The sequence below is a fragment of the Pseudomonas sp. R15(2017) genome, from assembly GCF_002112685.1.
In the GTDB taxonomy this organism is placed as follows: Bacteria; Pseudomonadota; Gammaproteobacteria; order Pseudomonadales; family Pseudomonadaceae; genus Aquipseudomonas; species Aquipseudomonas glycinae.
In genome coordinates this window covers 643,617-660,728 of record NZ_NEII01000002.1, presented here as the reverse complement: position 1 = coordinate 660,728, position 17,112 = coordinate 643,617, and the positions used below count along the sequence as shown (strand labels likewise).

Sequence of the window (17,112 nt, the reverse complement as noted above, 5' to 3'; positions counted from 1 at the left end):
CCCTATAAATCGTCATCCGCCATCGCACATCCCTGCATAAACCAAAACGCAGGGATGGCTGTTCATGATCCATTTTTCACCCGTTAAATCCCCTTTGAGCCTGGCCTTGCTGCTGGCGATCAACACATTGCCGGCGATTGCTGCCGACAGCAGTGCTACAGAACCGACCACCCAGTTGCAACGGATCGAAGTCACCGGCACCGCGATTCGTCGGGTCGATGCCGAAACCGCTGTGCCTGTCACCATCCTGCGGGTCGAGGAATTGCAGAAGCAGGGCGTGACCACCACCGAAGAGCTGGTCAGCCGTATCTCTGCCAACCAGTCGTCCGTAGGCTCCGGGCGTTCGGTGGGTTCTTCCAGCGGCGGCGCGTCTTATGCGGACTTGCGTGGCATTGGCCCGAACAAGACTTTGGTGCTGCTCAACGGTCGGCGTCTGAGCAACAACGCGACCAATGCGATCAATGGCTCTGGCGTCGACCTCAACACCATCCCGTTCGCTGCCATCGACCGGGTGGAGGTGCTGCGCGATGGCGCCTCGGCGCTATACGGCACCGATGCCATCGGTGGGGTGATCAACTTCATCACCAAGACCAGCCTCACCGAAGGCCAGATCAGCACCAGCTACGACACTCCGACCCACTCCGGTGGCGGTGAAAGCCGTAACGTCAGCGGCAGTTGGGGTTTTGGTGATTTGCAGGATGATCGCTTCAACGTTTTCGGCGTGGTGAGCTACGACAAGCAGAATCGCCTGGCGGCCGACGATCGCGGCTACACCTATAACTACCAGCCGGGACGCGGACTCGATTACACCTCCGGCACGGCATCGCCCGCCAACTGGAGCCAGGGCAGTAACGCCACCAACCCGCTGGCCGGTTCCGGTTGCAATGCGCCGGGGCTGTTGTCACGCAACGGCATCTGCCGCCAGAGCCTGTGGAATTACCTGGATCTGGTGCCGGAAACCGAAAAGACCTCCGCGTTCGCCAAGGCCACCGGCAAGCTGTCGGATGATCACAACGTCAGCCTCGAATACTTCTGGGCGCGCAACGAAAACCGAACGCAGATCGGCCCCGGCACTTTGATGGGCAATCAGGTCAATCCCGGCACGGCGTTCTATCCGGGTAACGGTATTACGCCCGGCCCGAGCGGTTTTGCCCTCGACCCGACGCAACCGGTGGACGTGAACTGGCGTGAAACCGCCGTCGGTGCCCGGCAGCATGAAGATGACAACACCGGTCAGCGCCTGCTGTTGAGCTTCGATGGCACGCTGGTGGGGTGGGATTACAACCTCGGCGCGTCGTACAACCAGAACAAGGTGGTCAACACGATTCGCAGCGGTTACGTGAACGACCGCGCCGTCAGCCAGGGCATCGCCAACGGTGTGATCACCCCGTTCGGCGCGCAGACCGCTGCCGGTTCGGCATTACTGGCAGCCAACGGGGTAAATGGCGATTACGCGACGGCAGTGGGCCGGGTCAAGGCGATTGACGGGCGCATTAGCCGCGAGATCGGCGACTGGTTCGGTGCAGGGCCTTCGGCGCTGGCGCTGGGCGGTGAGTACCGCAAGGAAGATTTCCATCAGGATTTCGCCGCGTTTGCCGGCGACGTGCAGAGCCTGGGCGTCGATCCCAACGGCAGTGTGCAAGGCGATCGCAGCGTCTCGGCCCAATACGCTGAGGTCAACGTGCCGGTGCTCGACAGCCTTGAATTATCCGCCGCGGTGCGCCACGACAAGTACAGCGATTTCGGCAGCACCACCAACCCGAAGTACTCGTTCCGCTTCCAGCCCTTCAAGGAACTGGTGGTGCGTGGCGCCTACAGTGAAGGCTTCCGTGCGCCGTCGCTTTATGAGTTGTACAACCCGACGTTTACCTCGTTCACCAATGCCAACTACAACGACCCGCGCCTGTGCGCCGGTGGCAACCCGAGCAACGGCGGGATCGCCAACCGCGACTGCGCCCAGCAGTTCAATCGCACCTCCGGCGGCAACACCGACCTGAGCCCGGAAACTGCGCGCAACGTCACCCTCGGTTTCGTTTATCAGCCGTTTGATCGACTGACCACCGGGCTGGATTTCTGGTGGATCGACATCGCCAACCAGATCGCCGAATTCCCAGAATCGGCGGTGTTCGAAAACCCGGAGCTGTACCCGGAGCGCCTGATCCGCAAGCCTGATGGTTCCATCGATCACATCGTCACCGGCCTCGCCAACCTCGGCAAGATCAAGACCAACGGCGTCGACGTGAGCTTCGACTATCGTCTGCCGAGCACACCGTACGGCGATTTCGGCATCGGTCTGCAAGGCACTTACGTCACCCGTTACGACTATCAGCAGCAGCTCAAGGGCGACTACATCGACAAGCTCGGCGATTTTCGTGGCGGCGACTTTGCTTCGGCCGGCGCCGTGGCTCGTTGGCGTCACAGCCTGACCGGCAGCTGGAACTACGGTCCGCTCGGTGCCAGCCTGACCAACCGCTACACCAGCGGTTACCACGACTCGGATCGCGAGACTCACGACTACGTCGGCTCGTACAACGTCTGGGACGTGGCCGGCACATACACCTGGCGCAAGACCCTGGCGGTGACCCTCGGGGTGAAAAACCTGTTCGACCGCGAGCCACCATTCAGCAACCAGACCTACACGTTCCAGAGCGGCTATGACCCGAAATACGGCGACCCGTTTGGCCGCACGCTGTACACGCGGGTCAATTACAAGTTCTGAGAATGATCGGTGACGGCGGGTTTTAGTAACACATGGTTCTAAACCCCGCCCTATAAAAAGGCCCGGCCTGTTGCACATCACAGTCAGGCAGGCGCGTGGTGAAAGGATCTGCCCATGTTTTCCAGAGTCATTCTGTTCAGCGTCGGTCTGTCGCTGAGCCCGGCGCCGTTCGCGGCGCCCCAGCACGCCCTCACGGTCTACGGCGAAGCCCCGAAATACGCCCCGGACTTCCAGCACCTGGCCTATGCCAACCCCGACGCGCCCAAGGGTGGAACCTTGCGCCGCTCTTCGCTGGAGAGCGGCCCGTTCGATCACCTGATTCCCTACATCGACAAAGGCACCGGCGTTGCCGACATCGACGGCTGGCTCTATGCGCCGCTGGCCTACCGCAGCAAAGACGAGCCCTACAGCGTCTACGGTCTGGTGGCGCAACGGATGGAACTGGACGCGGACCGGCGCTGGCTGCGCTTTTACCTCAACCCCAAGGCACAGTTCGAGGACGGCACGCCGATCACCGCCGAAGACGTGCGCTACACCTTCGAACTGTTCACCACTCAGGGTAGCCTCAAATATCGCCAACAGTTTCGCGATGTCGCCGAGGTGCAGGTCGAGTCGCCGACCCAGGTGCGTTTCGTGTTCAAGAACAACGAGAGCCGTACCTTGCCGCTGGATCTGGCGACGTTGCCGGTGCTGCCCGAGCATTGGTGGCGCACACGCAATTTCGCCGATGGCGCAGGCTTCGAGATTCCGCCGGGCAGCGGGCCGTACAAGGTCAGCGCGGTGGATGCCGGGCGCAGCGTGAGGTTTCAGCGGATCAAGGACTGGTGGGGCAGGGATCTGCCGATCACTCGCGGGCTCTACAACTTCGATCAATTGAGCGTGGAGTTCTTTGCCGACACGGACGTGTCGCGACAAGTGCTCAAGGCCGGTGGCTTTGATTACAACCGCGAGTTTTCCGCCACCAGTTACACCATCGGTTACGCCGGGGCGGCGCTGGAGCAGGGCAAGTTGCTGCGTGAACACCTCGCACCCGGCGCCGCGCAAGGTGCCCAGGGATTTGCGTTCAACTTGCAGAAGCCGGTGTTTCAGGATCGCCGAGTGCGGCAGGCGATCGCCATGCTCTGGGATTTCGAATGGAGCAACCGGCAGATGATGCGCAGTATGTACCTGCGTCAGCGCAGCTTCTTTTCCCACAGTGCGTTGTCGGCCACCGAGCTGCCGGATGCCGAGGAACTGAAAATCCTCGAACCGTGGCGCGGCAAGATTCCTGATGAAGTCTTTAGCCAGGTATTCGAAGCGCCGCGCACCGACGGCAGCGGCAACATCCGCGCGCAACAATTGCAGGCGCTGAAACTGTTGGAGGCCGCCGGCTGGACACCCCGAGGCGATCAACTGGTGAATGCCGCCGGCGAGCCGCTGCGATTCACCTTTCTCAACGGCCAGAAGGGATTTGAGCGTCTGCTGCTGCCGTTCAAACGCAACCTGGCGCAGATCGGCATCGGTTTCGATATTCGTCAGGTCGACACCGCGCAATACACCAACCGCGTACGCAGCCGCGACTACGACATGATCGTCGTCGGTTACCCGGTGAGTCAGGCGCCGGGGCGCGAGCTGTTCAACTATTTCGGCTCCGACGGCGCTGATGATCCCGGCTCCAACAACTACATGGTGCTGCGCGACCCGGCGGTGGATGCGCTGCTTGAAGGCGTGGTGCAGGCCGACAATCGCGAGAGCCTGCTGCGCCACGCCCATGCGCTGGATCGGGTGTTGCAGTGGGGCTATTACTGGATTCCCAACTACTACCCGCCGGGGATTTCCACGGTGTGGTGGAACCGCTTCGGTCGCCCGGCAATTGCGCCGCTGTACGACGCCGGCCTCGACACCTGGTGGGAAATCAGCCCGACCGCGCTGACCGCGACGCAAATGCAGCAACAGCAAAAGGAGTACGCCCATGTGGGGTTATAGCCTGCGGCGTCTGCTGCTGATCGTGCCAACCTTGCTGGCGATTCTGCTGGTGAACTTCGTGATCGTGCAGGCCGCGCCCGGTGGCCCGGTCGAGCAGGCTATCGCCCGATTGCAGGGGATCGGTGTCGGTGCGGCGGTGGGTGCCAGCCATGTCGAAAGCATTGGCGGCGAGTCCCGCGCGACCCGTGGGCTGGACCCGAAACTGGTGGCCGAGATCGAGCGCCAGTACGGCTTCGATAAAAGCGCCGGCGAGCGCTTGTGGCTGATGCTCAAGAGCTATGCGCAACTGGATTTCGGCAAGAGTTTCTTCCGGGGCGCGACGGTGACCGAGCTGATCTGGCAGAAACTGCCGGTGACCTTGTCGTTGGGATTGTGGGCGACGCTGATCACTTATCTGGTATCGATTCCGCTGGGCATTCGCAAGGCCGTGCACAACGGTTCGGCGTTCGATGTCTGGAGCAGCGCGGCGATCATCATCGGCTATGCCATGCCGGGGTTTCTGTTTGCGCTGCTGCTGATTGTGGTGTTCGCCGGTGGTACGGCGCTGGACTGGTTCCCGGTGCGCGGGCTGGTCTCGGACAACTTCACCGAGCTGTCGCTGTGGGGCAAGGTTGCCGATTACTTCTGGCATCTGGTGTTGCCGGTCAGTGCGCTGGTGATCGGTGGCTTCGCGACGCTGACGATCCTGACCAAGAACAGCTTCCTCAACGAGATCTCGCGGCTGTACGTGGTCACGGCCCGAGCCAAAGGCCTGAGCGAACGCCAGGTGTTGTACGGGCATGTGTTTCGCAACGCGATGCTGCTGGTGGTGGCGGGATTGCCCCAGGCGTTGGTCACGGTGTTCTTCGGCGGCTCGCTGCTGATCGAAGTGATCTTCTCCCTCGACGGTCTCGGCCGCCTGAGTTACGAGGCAGCGGTGTCGCGGGATTACCCGGTGGTGTTCGGCTCGCTGTTCATCTTCACCCTGTTCGGGCTCCTGATAAAACTGCTGGGCGACCTGTGTTACACGCTGGTCGATCCGCGCATCGACTTCACCGCGAGGACTGCCTGATGCCGACGCTTTCTCCCATCGGACAGCGCCGCTGGGCGCGGTTCAAGGCCCATCGGCGCGGCTGGTGGTCGTTGTGGCTGTTTCTCGCGCTGTTCGGCCTGAGCCTGGGCGGCGAACTGGTCGCCAACGACAAACCGTTGCTGGTGACGTATCAGGGCGAGTGGTATTTTCCGGCGTTCAAGCGCTACACCGAGCAGGATTTCGGCGGCGAGCTGCCGTTCCAGCCCGACTACCGCAGCGCCCAGGTGCGTGAATTGATCGAGGGGCAGGGCGGACGGATGTGGTTTGCGCCGATCCCGTTCGGCTACGACACGGCTAACTACGACCTCACTGAACCGGCCCCGAGCCCGCCCACCGCCGAAAACTGGCTGGGCACCGACGATCAGGCGCGGGACGTGCTGGCGCGGGTGATATTCGGCACGCGGGTCTCGCTGTTGTTCGCCCTGGCGTTGACGGCGGTGAGCGCGTTGATCGGTATCGCCGCCGGTGCCTTGCAGGGGTATTACGGCGGTTGGGTCGACTTGCTCGGGCAGCGTCTGCTGGAGGTCTGGTCGGGGCTGCCGGTGCTCTATCTGCTGATCATTCTGTCTGGCTTCGTCGAGCCGAACTTCTGGTGGTTGCTGGGGATCATGGCCCTGTTTTCGTGGCTAAGTCTGGTGGACGTGGTGCGCGCCGAGTTCCTGCGCAGCCGAGGACTTGAATACGTGAAAGCGGCGCGGGCGCTGGGTGTCGGCGACGTGCAGGTGATCGTGCGGCACATTCTGCCCAATGCCATGAGTGCGACCTTGACGTACCTGCCGTTCATCCTGACCGGGGCGATTGCGACGTTGTCGGCGCTGGATTTCCTTGGTTTCGGCATGCCCGCGGGCAGTGCTTCGCTGGGTGAGTTGATCGGTCAGGGCAAGAACAATCTGCAAGCACCATGGTTGGGGCTGACGGCATTTTTTGCCCTGGCGCTGATTCTTTCTTTACTCGTATTCATCGGCGAAGCCTGCCGTGATGCCTTCGACCCCAGGACTTGATATGCGTAAACATCTGATCGAAATACGCGACCTGCGGGTAGCGTTCAAAGGGCAGGAAGTGGTGCACGGCATCAACTTCGACATTTGCCCGGGCGAATGCCTGGCGCTGGTGGGCGAGTCGGGTTCCGGCAAGTCGGTGACGGCCCACAGCATCCTGCAATTGCTGGACCCGAATATCACGCAGATCGACGGCAGCATCCGCTACGGCGGCGAAGAGTTGCTAGGGGTGCACGAGCGCTATCTACGGCAACTGCGCGGCAACCGCATCGCGATGATTTTTCAGGAGCCGATGAGTTCTCTAAATCCGTTGCACAGCATCGAGCGGCAACTCGGCGAAAGCCTGGCGTTGCACAAGGGACTGGCGGGCGCGGCGGCGCGCAATCGGATTCTGGAGCTGTTGGAATTGGTGGGCATTCAGCGTCCGCGCGAGCGGCTGAAAGCGTATCCGCATCAGCTCTCCGGCGGGCAGCGGCAGCGGGTGATGATCGCCATGGCTCTGGCGTGCGAGCCGCAATTGTTGATTGCCGATGAGCCGACCACGGCCCTCGACGTCACGGTGCAGCGCAAGATTCTGTTGCTGCTCAAGGAGCTGCAACAGCGGCTGGGTATGGCGCTGCTGATCATCAGTCACGACTTGAATCTGGTGCGCACCATCGCCCAGCGGGTGGCGGTGATGCGCGCGGGCGAAATCGTCGAACAGGCGAGCTGCGAGCAGTTGTTCCGTGCGCCGCAGCATCCCTACAGCATCGAATTGCTCAACGCCGAACCCGGTGGCGCGGCGTTGTGCCGTGATGCAGCGGAGGATTTGCTCAAGGTTCGTGATCTGCATGTGCGTTTTCTGCTGGGCGGCGGGTGGCTGCGGGCCAAGTCGTATCTGCACGCGGTCAACGGCATCGATTTGAACCTGCAGCGGGGCAAGACGCTGGGCATTGTCGGTGAGTCGGGCTCGGGCAAGTCCACGCTGGGTCAGGCGATCCTGCGTCTGATCGACGCCGACGGCAGCATCCGCTTCAAGGGGGAAGCGCTTGAGCAACTGAGCGGCAAGCGCTTGCGTCCGCTGCGCAAACGCCTGCAAGTGGTGTTTCAGGATCCGTTCGGCAGCCTCAGCCCGCGCTTGTGCGTGGAGCAAATCATTGCCGAAGGGTTGCAGGTGCATAGTGATATGACTGCTTTTGAGCGCGAACAGGCCGTGATCGAGGTATTGAAGGAGGTCGGACTCGACCCGGCGACGCGTCATCGCTATCCCCACGAGTTTTCCGGCGGGCAGCGACAACGCATCGCCATCGCTAGGGCGCTGGTGCTCAAGCCGGATCTGATCCTGCTCGATGAGCCGACCTCGGCACTGGATCGCACCGTGCAGAAGCAGATCGTCGCGTTGTTGCGCCGATTGCAGGAGGAGCACGGTCTGACTTATCTGTTCATCAGTCATGACCTGGCGGTGGTGCGGGCGCTGGCCCATGATCTGATCGTGATGAAGGATGGCGAGGTGGTGGAGCGTGGCGAAACGGCCGGGTTATTCCATTCGGCCCGGCACCCGTATACGCGGGAGCTGCTGGCGGCGTCGTTTGTGACACCGGTCACGGCAGAAACCGGCAGCCAGGAGGGCAGACTTTCACCCACGGAGCAGATCCGGTAAATTTCCCGGCTCCGCTCATACAAGGATGTAGATGATGGCAAAACCTGCCGCGCGCCTCAGCGATCTCAATGCCTGCCCGATCACTGGACACAGTACCAACCCCAGCACCAGCGGTTCACCCAATGTGAACATCAATGGCATGCCCGTGCTGCGAGTCGGTGATACCACCGCCTGCGGTGACTCGGTCACCGAGGGCATCGGCAACATCCTGATCAATGGCAAGCCAATCGCCTTTCTTGGTAGCGCCACTGCCCATGGTGGAATGATCATTACCGGCTCCGGTGACGTTTTTGTCGGCACGCAGGTGGGCGAGGCTCCATTCACCCCGATCGTTACAGTGCCTAAACATAGCGAACGCTTCCAGTTGGTGGACGAGAACACCGGCGATGCCATTCCCGATATGCTTTATTGCATCGAAACCGGTGATGGCCAGCGTTTGGTCGGCCACACCGATAACCACGGCAATGCCGCGCGAGTGTTTACCGCCAATCCGACCTCCATAACCGTGCAATGGGGCAAGGAAGCAGCTGCGCATCTGGATGCTTTGGGTATCGATTACTAAGGAGGGTGACGCGTGGCAGCACCGAAAAAGAAACAGGCCCAGACCACTGACCAGCATGGGACGACTCAGGTCAAAGGTACGCTCGCCCAGGATTATGTGACGGTGGTGGGGGCTTCCTACATCAGTTTCATGGCCAATATCCGTGGTCAGCGCGGCAACATGATGAACTTCATCAATCAGGGTATACGGCAAATAAAAAACTATCCTGAGCCCACACCGAATTATTCCGTGCAAAGAGCATTTCTCATCTTCAAGGATGAATACGATCCGAAACTTCTCGCCGAAGTCAAAAAGATCGTGACGGAACGCTATAAGGCCGAGTACCGCGAATACGACAATATCTCGCAACTGGTCGATTTTGTGGTTTCGCGCAAGCGCAGGGGGCGTGAAATCAAGCAGATGGATTTCTTCTCACACGGCGTGGTGGGTGCTATCGAGTTTGGTTATGAACTCGACAAGCGTGAAAGTTACCGCTTGCGCGACGCCCAGGCCCGAATGTTTACACCCGATGCATTCGCTTATGGAGCCAGGATCTATTCCTACGCCTGTCGTACCGGGCTGGGAATCGATGCTGATTTGACGGTGAGAGAAAACGAGGATCCCCACTACGAACGCAGTCTGGCGCAGATTATGGCGAATGCGACCGGTGCCGTTGTGTGGGCATTTCCGCGACGCAGTCTGTATGACCAGACCTATGGAACCGACGAGGATCGTCAGGCTGTCGAGAAAGCACCTGCCCGCCAGGAAGCCGACAAGGCGGCGAGCCGTGCTTATCGCAAACAACTGAGTGACTATCAGCGACGCCTGGCTGCTCATCGAACGGCGCAAAAAAATCCCGAAGCGCAGTTACCGCACGAAACCGCTCCCGTTGCTCCGAAAAAAACCTTGTCGGAGAGAGATGCTGCATTGCTCAAACAGGCTCAGGGACGAGATCAATACAACAGCATCCTTGGTTATCCTCTGGATGCCGAAGGCGCTGTCCACCCCGTTCGATCCGGTAATACACCGGATGGCGTTCCAAAAAAGCTATGCGAATACAAACCCGTCAAATGACGACCACAACACGACTATCGAAGTGTTTCGCCGTAACCGCCCTGATTCTTGTGGTGGCAGGCATTGGCTATTTTCTGGTTGGCAAGGAAGACGACATGTCCTCAAAAGTGATGATGAATTACGGACTCTGGAGCCCTGAAGACAATCGTTTCGATGCATCTCGCTGGTTCGAAAGCGGAATGTACCGCCGGCGCACGACAGGGACGCCAGCAGAAATCAGCGTCGACACGATGCTGCGCAACAAACCACTGCCTGTAACACGAGAGATGAATGAGGATCTGGTGGCGATTGCAGGGGTTGCGCTCGAGTATGACTTTCCCGAAATCAATACGGACTCGCTGATCAACCATCCGCCACAATTGACTCAACGTGTCAGATATTGGGTTAGCAAGTTCGATCAGCCTGACAAGCCAGTTGATCTATACAACCTTTATCTTGAATTGGATGGGCAACGTTTTGTGATCACTTTCAGCAGGGATGCGCAGACAGGTGATCTGATCGACAACAACAGTGCGCGAAAGGTTTCGGTTGACCAGGAAGCAGATGCTGAATACCTACAGGTATTCAGAGCGATGGACGAAGCTGAACGCCCTCGGCACTGACCGACCCGATTTTTTCAAACCATAAAAAAATCCCGTTACAAGTACGGGATTTTTTATCAGACAGGCTCCGCAATATCGGAGCCGCGATCTTACGCCGGAAACAGCTCGGACAGTTTCATCGACAGCATCATGTCGCCTTCAACGCGCAGCTTGCCGCCCATGAACGCCTGCATGCCATCGGTTTCGCCGCTGACGATGCCTTTGAGGGTTTCGCTGTCCAGCACCAGCGTGCAGTTGGCATCCGGGTTTTCGCCTTCCTGGATATCGCAGGTGCCGTCTTTGACGATCAGGGCGTATTGCTTGTCTTCGTCAGTGATGTTGAAACCGAAGACCAGATCCAGACCGGCAGCGGCGGCTGGGTTGAACTTGGCTTGCATTGCTTTTACGGCATCAGCTACGGAGGTCATGGTTCGATCCTTTTTGGTTGATTGCAGCAGGGTCACAGTAATCCGGACTCAGCGAAAGGTGATGAGTTCCGGGGCCTTCAGCAGTTGCAGGTGTGCATGACTGTTGAAGGAAGCCAGCGCCACCTCGCGACCGCGGAACTTCAGCTGGTTGAGCGAGGTGTTGACGATTTGCCAGTTCAGTTCAAAGGCCTGCCGGGCAGGCATTTGGGTAATCAGGTGAAGCAGGGCGGTGATCGTGCCACCGGAGGTGAACACCGCGATTTTCTGGGTGTTGTCGGCCTGTTCGAGAATCCGCTGCAGCCCGGCCTGGACCCGCTCGACGAAACCCAGCCAGCTTTCCAGCCCCGGCGTGTCGTAGGTGCCGGCGAGCCAGCGTTCGATGATCAGGGCGAAGATGCGCTGGAACTCGCCACGGTTTTGCGCGGCGTTACGCAGGATTTCCAGGGCTTCGGGCTCTTCGGGCAACATGGCCGGCAGCAGGGCGCGGATCACGGCGTCAGCGTCGAATTCGTTGAAAGCGGAATCGATTTCCAGAACCGGAACCGACAGGCCGACGGCGGCGAACTGTTCCAGCGCGCTGTTGGCCGTATGTTGCTGGCGTCGCAGATCGCCCGACAGGCAGCGGTCGAAGCTGATTCCGAGTTCGGCGAGGTGACGGCCGAGGATTTCTGCCTGGCGTACACCGGTCGGCGACAGGACGTCATAGTCGTCTGCACCGAAGGAGGCCTGGCCATGTCGAATCAAGTAGATGCTGCCCACGTCCGCGTCGTCCCGGTACGTTGAAGGTTGAGGCGAGGTTATGGGGATGATGGTGAGCTGTCAATGAAAAAACATACGCTTGTTTGAAATGCCCGTTCCAGCCTTGTTGCCAGAGGTTTCACGGCTGGCCGACGGGCCGGTGCATGGGTATGCTGGAGCCAATTCCCGCGTGTGTTTCAAGACCGCGCATCGTTTGAAGGAGTCACTGTGGAGTTTTTGACTGAATACGCCAGTTTCCTGGCCAAGACCGTAACGCTGGTCATCGCCATTCTGGTGGTGCTGGCGAGTTTTGCTGCGTTGCGCAGCAAGGGCCGGCGCAAATCTGCCGGCCAGTTGCAGGTCAGCAAGCTCAACGATTTCTATAAAGGCCTGCGTGAGCGGCTGGAGCAGACCCTGCTCGACAAGGATCAGCTCAAGGCCTTGCGCAAGGGCCAGGCCAAGTCCGAAAAGAAACAGAAGAAGAAACCCGACGCCAAACCGCGGGTATTCGTGCTGGACTTCGACGGCGACATCAAGGCCTCGGCGACTGAAAGCCTGCGCCACGAGATCACCGCGCTACTGACCCTGGCCACACCGAAGGACGAAGTGGTCCTGCGTCTGGAGAGCGGCGGCGGCATGGTTCACAGCTATGGTCTGGCCTCGTCGCAACTGGCGCGCATCCGGGAAGCCGGCGTGCCGTTGACCGTGTGCATCGACAAGGTCGCGGCGAGCGGCGGCTACATGATGGCGTGCATCGGCGAGAAGATCATCAGCGCGCCGTTTGCGATTCTCGGTTCCATCGGTGTGGTGGCGCAGTTGCCCAACGTCAACCGCCTGCTGAAAAAGCATGACATCGATTTCGAAGTGCTGACCGCTGGCGAATACAAACGCACCCTGACCGTATTCGGCGAAAACACCGAGAAGGGTCGGGAAAAGTTTCAGGAAGACCTGGACATCACCCACCAGCTGTTCAAGAACTTCGTTGCCCGCTATCGCCCGCAACTGGCGATCGACGAAGTCGCCACCGGTGAAGTCTGGCTCGGCATCGCGGCGCTGGACAAGCAACTGGTCGATGAGCTCAAGACCAGCGACGAATACCTGGCCGAGCGTGCCAAACAGTCCGAGGTCTATCACCTGCACTACGCCGAGCGTAAGAGCCTGCAGGAGCGCATCGGCATGGCGGCCAGCGGCTCGGTGGATCGCGTGTTGCTGAGCTGGTGGAGCCGGCTGACCCAACAACGGTTCTGGTGAATCGGGCATAAAAAAACGCCGGTCGAATGACCGGCGTTTTTTTATGCCCCGGGGAATTACCGGCGACGGAACAGCGGCAGCGGTTCGTCAGTGGCGGCCTGATAGGTCACCGAAAAGTCCTTCAGGCTTTCAAGGGCGTCGTACGGGTCTTTGTCCGCGCGCAGGGCGAAGGCATCGAAGCCGCAACGGCGCATGTAGAACAGTTGGTCACGCAGCACGTCGCCAATTGCTCGCAATTCACCCTTGAAACCGTAACGGTCGCGCAGCAGACGGGCGTTGGAGTAATTGCGGCCATCAGTGAACGCCGGGAAGTTCAGGGCAATTACCTGGAACTCATTCACGTCGTCACCGATTTCCTCGGCTTCTTCGTCGGCGTCCAGCCACACACCCAGGCCGCCATCGCGGGCCTTGAGCATGCGGGCGTGTTCACGCCACAGTTGCAACGGGACGATCAGGTCGTCGCAGTTGCTGATTTCGTCGATGTTGAAATCCTTGGGCAGCAGGTGCCAGGTTTCGTCGACGACCTCGTTGTTCTTAATGATTCGCTGCATAGACGCGTTCCTTGAAGAGGTCGATGCCAATACGCTGGTAGGTGTCGATGAAGCGCTCGTCTTCGGTGCGCTGTTCCACGTACACGTCGATCAGCTTGGAGATCACGTCCGGCATGTCTTCCTGAGCGAAAGACGGGCCGAGGATCTTGCCCAGGCTGGCGTCACGGCTGGCGCTGCCACCGAGGGAGACCTGGTAGAACTCCTCACCTTTCTTGTCCACACCGAGGATGCCGATGTGGCCGACGTGGTGGTGACCGCAGGCGTTCATGCAGCCGGAGATGTTCAGGTCCAGTTCACCGATGTCGAACAGGTAGTCCAGGTCGTCGAAACGGCGCTGGATCGATTCGGCGATCGGGATCGACTTGGCATTGGCCAGGGAGCAGAAATCACCGCCAGGGCAGCAGATGATGTCGGTCAGCAGGCCGATGTTCGGCGTGGCGAAGCCACTTTCACGCAACTCGCCCCACAGGGTGAACAGCTGGCTCTGCTCGACGTCGGCCAGAATGATGTTCTGCTCGTGGGACGTGCGCAGTTGACCGAAGCTGTAGCGCTCGGCCAGGTCGGCGACCGCGTCGAGCTGCTTGTCGGTGATGTCGCCGGGTGCAACGCCCGTCGGCTTCAGGGACAGGGTCACTGCCACGTAACCTGGCTTCTTGTGCGCCAGGGTGTTGCGGGTGCGCCAGCGGGCAAAGCCCGGATGTTCTTTGTCGAGGGCGGCCAGTTCGGCGTCTTGATTGCTCAGCGCCTTGTAGTCCGGGTCGACGAAGTGTTTTGCCACACGATGCACTTCGGCTTCGGTCAGGGTGGTCTGCCCGCCGCGCAGGTGTTCCATTTCGGCATCGACTTTCTGGGCGAAGACTTCTGGAGTCAGCGCTTTGACGAGGATCTTGATCCGCGCCTTGTATTTGTTGTCACGACGGCCATAGCGGTTGTAGACCCGCAGGATCGCGTCGAGGTAGCTCAACAGGTCCTGCCATGGCAGGAATTCGTTGATGAACGCGCCGACCACCGGAGTACGACCCAGACCACCGCCGACCAGCACCCGGAAACCGAGTTCACCGGCAGCGTTGTGTACCGGCTCAAGGCCGATGTCGTGGACTTCGATGGCCGCACGGTCGGAGGTCGAACCGTTGACGGCGATCTTGAACTTACGCGGCAAGTAAGCGAATTCCGGGTGGAAGGTCGTCCACTGACGAACGATTTCGCACCACGGACGCGGGTCGATCAACTCGTCGGCTGCGACACCGGCGAACTGGTCGGTGGTGACGTTGCGCAGGCAGTTACCGCTGGTCTGGATGGCGTGCATCTGCACAGTGGCCAGCTCGGCAAGAATGTCCGGGATGTCTTCCACCGCCGGCCAGTTGAACTGCACGTTCTGGCGCGTGCTGATGTGGGCGTAGCCCTTGTCATAGTCGCGGGCGATTTTCGCCATCATGCGCACCTGGCGCGAGGTCAGCTGGCCGTAAGGCACCGCCACGCGCAGCATCGGCGCGAAACGCTGGATATACAGGCCATTTTGCAGGCGCAGGGGGCGGAATTCTTCTTCGCTCAGCTCACCTGCCAGATAGCGTCGGGTCTGATCACGGAACTGCTTGACGCGGTCCTCGATGATCCGCTGATCGTACTCGTCGTATACGTACATATAAGTCCTGTTCTCAGGCTTTGGCCACTCGGAAAACGCTGCGTTTTCGCTTGCTGGAGTCCGATGGTTCCTCTGCAATTCGGCGCGCACGGCCGCGCACTCCCTGAAGGAGCCGGGGCAATATACCCGTTTGCAGTTATGCGCAAAAGTGATGTTTGAGTATATGGAAAGAACCAAATCGCCTAACGAGAATGGCTGTCAACTAACCCCTGTTTGTCGTGCGGTCAATCATCGTCTTAACTGTGGTCGAGTCTTTCTGCAATCACCGATAAAACCGACAAGAGGCGATGCAATGAGCAACCCAACCAAAGCAAGGAAAAGCGATAGCAGTGTCGATGCCTGGGCGATTCTGTTCCTGATCATTCTGGTCGTGGGAACGGCAGTATTCTGGGTCAGCCATCAGTAAAACGACGCTTCCGGGCCCGTCTCCGACGATTGTCGGACAAAAAGCGGGATCAGGCGCTAATGGCCGGCGATTGAATGGCTATAATGCGCGGCCATTTTTCCCTGGGCCCGGACGCTTCATGTTCAAGTTTCTCCACCTCGGTCTGCTGCTGTTCGGCGCGGTTTTCGGTACCTGCGCGCGTGCAGAGTCGGTGCTGTTCCTGAATCCGGGTTCGACCCAGGAAACGTTCTGGCTCAGCTACTCGCAGTTCATGCAAGCGGCCGCCCGGGACCTGGGGATCGACCTACGCATTCTCTATGCCCAGCGCCAGCCGGAACTGACCCTGGCTCAGGCGCGACTGGCCCTGCAGGGGCCTGAGCGCCCGGACTATCTGGTGTTCGTCAATGAACAGTACGTGGCGCCGCAGATCCTGCGCATGGCCAATGGCAGCGGCGTGAAGCTCTTTATGGTCAACTCGGCACTGACGCCCAACCAGAAGGCGATGATGGCCGATCGTGCCGATCGCATCGGCAGTCTGGTACCCAACGATGAAGAGGGCGGCTACTTGATGATGAAGGAGCTGATTCGTCTGCATCCGGCTGTCGCGCCCGGTGAAAGCATCGACCTGCTGGCCTTTTCCGGTCTGAAGATCACACCCTCGGCCCAACTGCGAGAAAAAGGCATGCAACGGGCACTCGCCGAGCATCCTCAGGTGCATCTGCGGCAACTGGTCTACGGCGGCTGGACGCAACAGCGTGCCTACGAGCAGGCCAGGCAATTGCTGGTCCGCTATCCCAAGGTGTCATTGGTGTGGGCGGCCAATGATGAAATGGCCTTCGGCGCGATGCGTGCCGTTTCGGAAGCCGGCAAGGTGCCGGGCAAAGACGTGCTGTTCAGCGCGGTCAACACCTCGCCCGAAGCGTTGCAGGCGTTGGTTGACGGGCGGCTGAGCGCGTTGCTGGGCGGCCATTTCACCCTGGGTGGCTGGGCACTGGTCGAGCTGCATGATCACGCGCAAGGTGTCGATCTGAATCAGTACGGCGGTCGTGACCGACAGATTCCGTTGCTGCAACTGATCGATCGGGATCATGCCCGCCGAATCCTTGCCATGGGCGCCTCACCGGACTATGGCGTGCACTTTCGCAAGCTCTCGGCGAAAGGCCGTCCGGTTTCCTACCGCTATCCGTTCAATCTGCAGACACTGATGCACTGAGCGAGTCAGACGCCGGCCAGATGCACCACCAGTTGAACGATGCCGAACAGCGTCAGGGCGAATACTGCCGTGAACGCAATGCCCAGAAAGATGAAATGACTCGGCTTGCCGTGGGTGAAATCCCTCGCCCGGTTCTTGCCGCTTTGCACCCCGAACGCCGCCGCCATGACGCTGTGCAGCATCTGCCAGAAGGTCGGTGGTTTGTTGTCGACTGGATCGTCCATACATCCCTCGTCTCAAAGTGTGCCTGTTGAGCATAGTCAATCGGCCGACAGCGCGCGAAACCGTTGGTAATGCCTTGGTGGCACCGGCATA

At 60.0% G+C, this 17,112-nt stretch carries 15 protein-coding genes; 10 read left to right on the top strand and 5 right to left on the bottom strand.

What is annotated here, in order from left to right; translation table 11 throughout:
- The first annotated feature begins 64 nt into the window (after positions 1-64).
- From CAF77_RS06435 to CAF77_RS06400, 8 genes are all read left to right on the top strand, one after another.
- Complete coding sequence (locus CAF77_RS06435) at positions 65-2,719, top strand: TonB-dependent receptor (protein WP_064381293.1); 2,655 nt, start codon at positions 65-67, stop codon at positions 2,717-2,719.
- Positions 2,720-2,833: 114 nt separating this feature from the next.
- Positions 2,834-4,684, top strand: coding sequence for an extracellular solute-binding protein (locus CAF77_RS06430; RefSeq protein WP_085654176.1), 1,851 nt, complete (start codon positions 2,834-2,836; stop codon positions 4,682-4,684).
- Positions 4,671-5,735, top strand: a complete 1,065-nt coding sequence (locus CAF77_RS06425; protein ID WP_064381296.1) for a microcin C ABC transporter permease YejB — start codon at positions 4,671-4,673, stop codon at positions 5,733-5,735. Before CAF77_RS06430 ends, CAF77_RS06425 begins: the two co-directional genes overlap by 14 nt.
- Positions 5,735-6,757, top strand: coding sequence for an ABC transporter permease (locus CAF77_RS06420; RefSeq protein WP_064381298.1), 1,023 nt, complete (start codon positions 5,735-5,737; stop codon positions 6,755-6,757). The genes CAF77_RS06425 and CAF77_RS06420 overlap by 1 nt, the downstream gene beginning before the upstream one ends.
- Position 6,758: 1 nt before the next feature.
- On the top strand, positions 6,759-8,393 hold the full coding sequence (locus tag CAF77_RS06415; protein ID WP_064381299.1) for an ABC transporter ATP-binding protein: 1,635 nt from the start codon (positions 6,759-6,761) through the stop codon (positions 8,391-8,393).
- Between the two features lie 34 nt (positions 8,394-8,427).
- Entirely contained in the window at positions 8,428-8,955 is a 528-nt protein-coding gene (locus tag CAF77_RS06410; RefSeq protein WP_064381302.1) for a PAAR domain-containing protein, read from the top strand.
- A 12-nt stretch (positions 8,956-8,967) separates the two neighbouring features.
- Complete coding sequence (locus CAF77_RS06405; protein ID WP_064381304.1) at positions 8,968-10,008, top strand: hypothetical protein; 1,041 nt, start codon at positions 8,968-8,970, stop codon at positions 10,006-10,008.
- A gap of 95 nt (positions 10,009-10,103) precedes the next feature.
- The gene (locus tag CAF77_RS06400; RefSeq protein ID WP_064381305.1) at positions 10,104-10,610 is read left to right on the top strand and encodes a hypothetical protein; all 507 of its coding nucleotides are present in this window, start codon (positions 10,104-10,106) and stop codon (positions 10,608-10,610) included.
- A gap of 89 nt (positions 10,611-10,699) precedes the next feature.
- Here CAF77_RS06400 and CAF77_RS06395 read toward each other — a convergent pair whose 3' ends face one another.
- Together CAF77_RS06395 and CAF77_RS06390 are read right to left on the bottom strand one after the other, a co-directional pair.
- Entirely contained in the window at positions 10,700-11,017 is a 318-nt protein-coding gene (locus CAF77_RS06395; RefSeq protein WP_007959502.1) for an SCP2 sterol-binding domain-containing protein, read from the bottom strand.
- A gap of 48 nt (positions 11,018-11,065) precedes the next feature.
- On the bottom strand, positions 11,066-11,776 hold the full coding sequence (locus tag CAF77_RS06390; RefSeq protein WP_064381308.1) for a histidine phosphatase family protein: 711 nt from the start codon (positions 11,774-11,776) through the stop codon (positions 11,066-11,068).
- 207 nt (positions 11,777-11,983) lie between these two features.
- On the opposite strand from CAF77_RS06390, the gene sohB reads away from it, so the two are divergent.
- The gene (gene sohB, locus CAF77_RS06385; RefSeq protein WP_064381309.1) at positions 11,984-13,006 is read left to right on the top strand and encodes a protease SohB; all 1,023 of its coding nucleotides are present in this window, start codon (positions 11,984-11,986) and stop codon (positions 13,004-13,006) included.
- Between the two features lie 56 nt (positions 13,007-13,062).
- Here sohB and CAF77_RS06380 read toward each other — a convergent pair whose 3' ends face one another.
- Both CAF77_RS06380 and CAF77_RS06375 read right to left on the bottom strand, forming a co-directional pair.
- Positions 13,063-13,557 (bottom strand): DUF934 domain-containing protein, encoded by a 495-nt coding sequence (locus CAF77_RS06380; protein WP_007959510.1) that lies wholly within the window; start codon positions 13,555-13,557, stop codon positions 13,063-13,065.
- On the bottom strand, positions 13,541-15,199 hold the full coding sequence (locus tag CAF77_RS06375) for a nitrite/sulfite reductase (protein WP_064381311.1): 1,659 nt from the start codon (positions 15,197-15,199) through the stop codon (positions 13,541-13,543). Before CAF77_RS06375 ends, CAF77_RS06380 begins: the two co-directional genes overlap by 17 nt.
- Positions 15,200-15,723: 524 nt before the next feature.
- Here CAF77_RS06375 and CAF77_RS06370 point away from each other — a divergent pair.
- On the top strand, positions 15,724-16,797 hold the full coding sequence (locus CAF77_RS06370) for an ABC transporter substrate-binding protein (protein WP_064381313.1): 1,074 nt from the start codon (positions 15,724-15,726) through the stop codon (positions 16,795-16,797).
- Positions 16,798-16,802: 5 nt separating this feature from the next.
- On the opposite strand, the gene CAF77_RS06365 is transcribed toward CAF77_RS06370, so the two are convergent.
- Positions 16,803-17,021, bottom strand: coding sequence for a DUF2970 domain-containing protein (locus CAF77_RS06365; protein ID WP_007959515.1), 219 nt, complete (start codon positions 17,019-17,021; stop codon positions 16,803-16,805).
- Positions 17,022-17,112 lie beyond the last annotated feature (91 nt).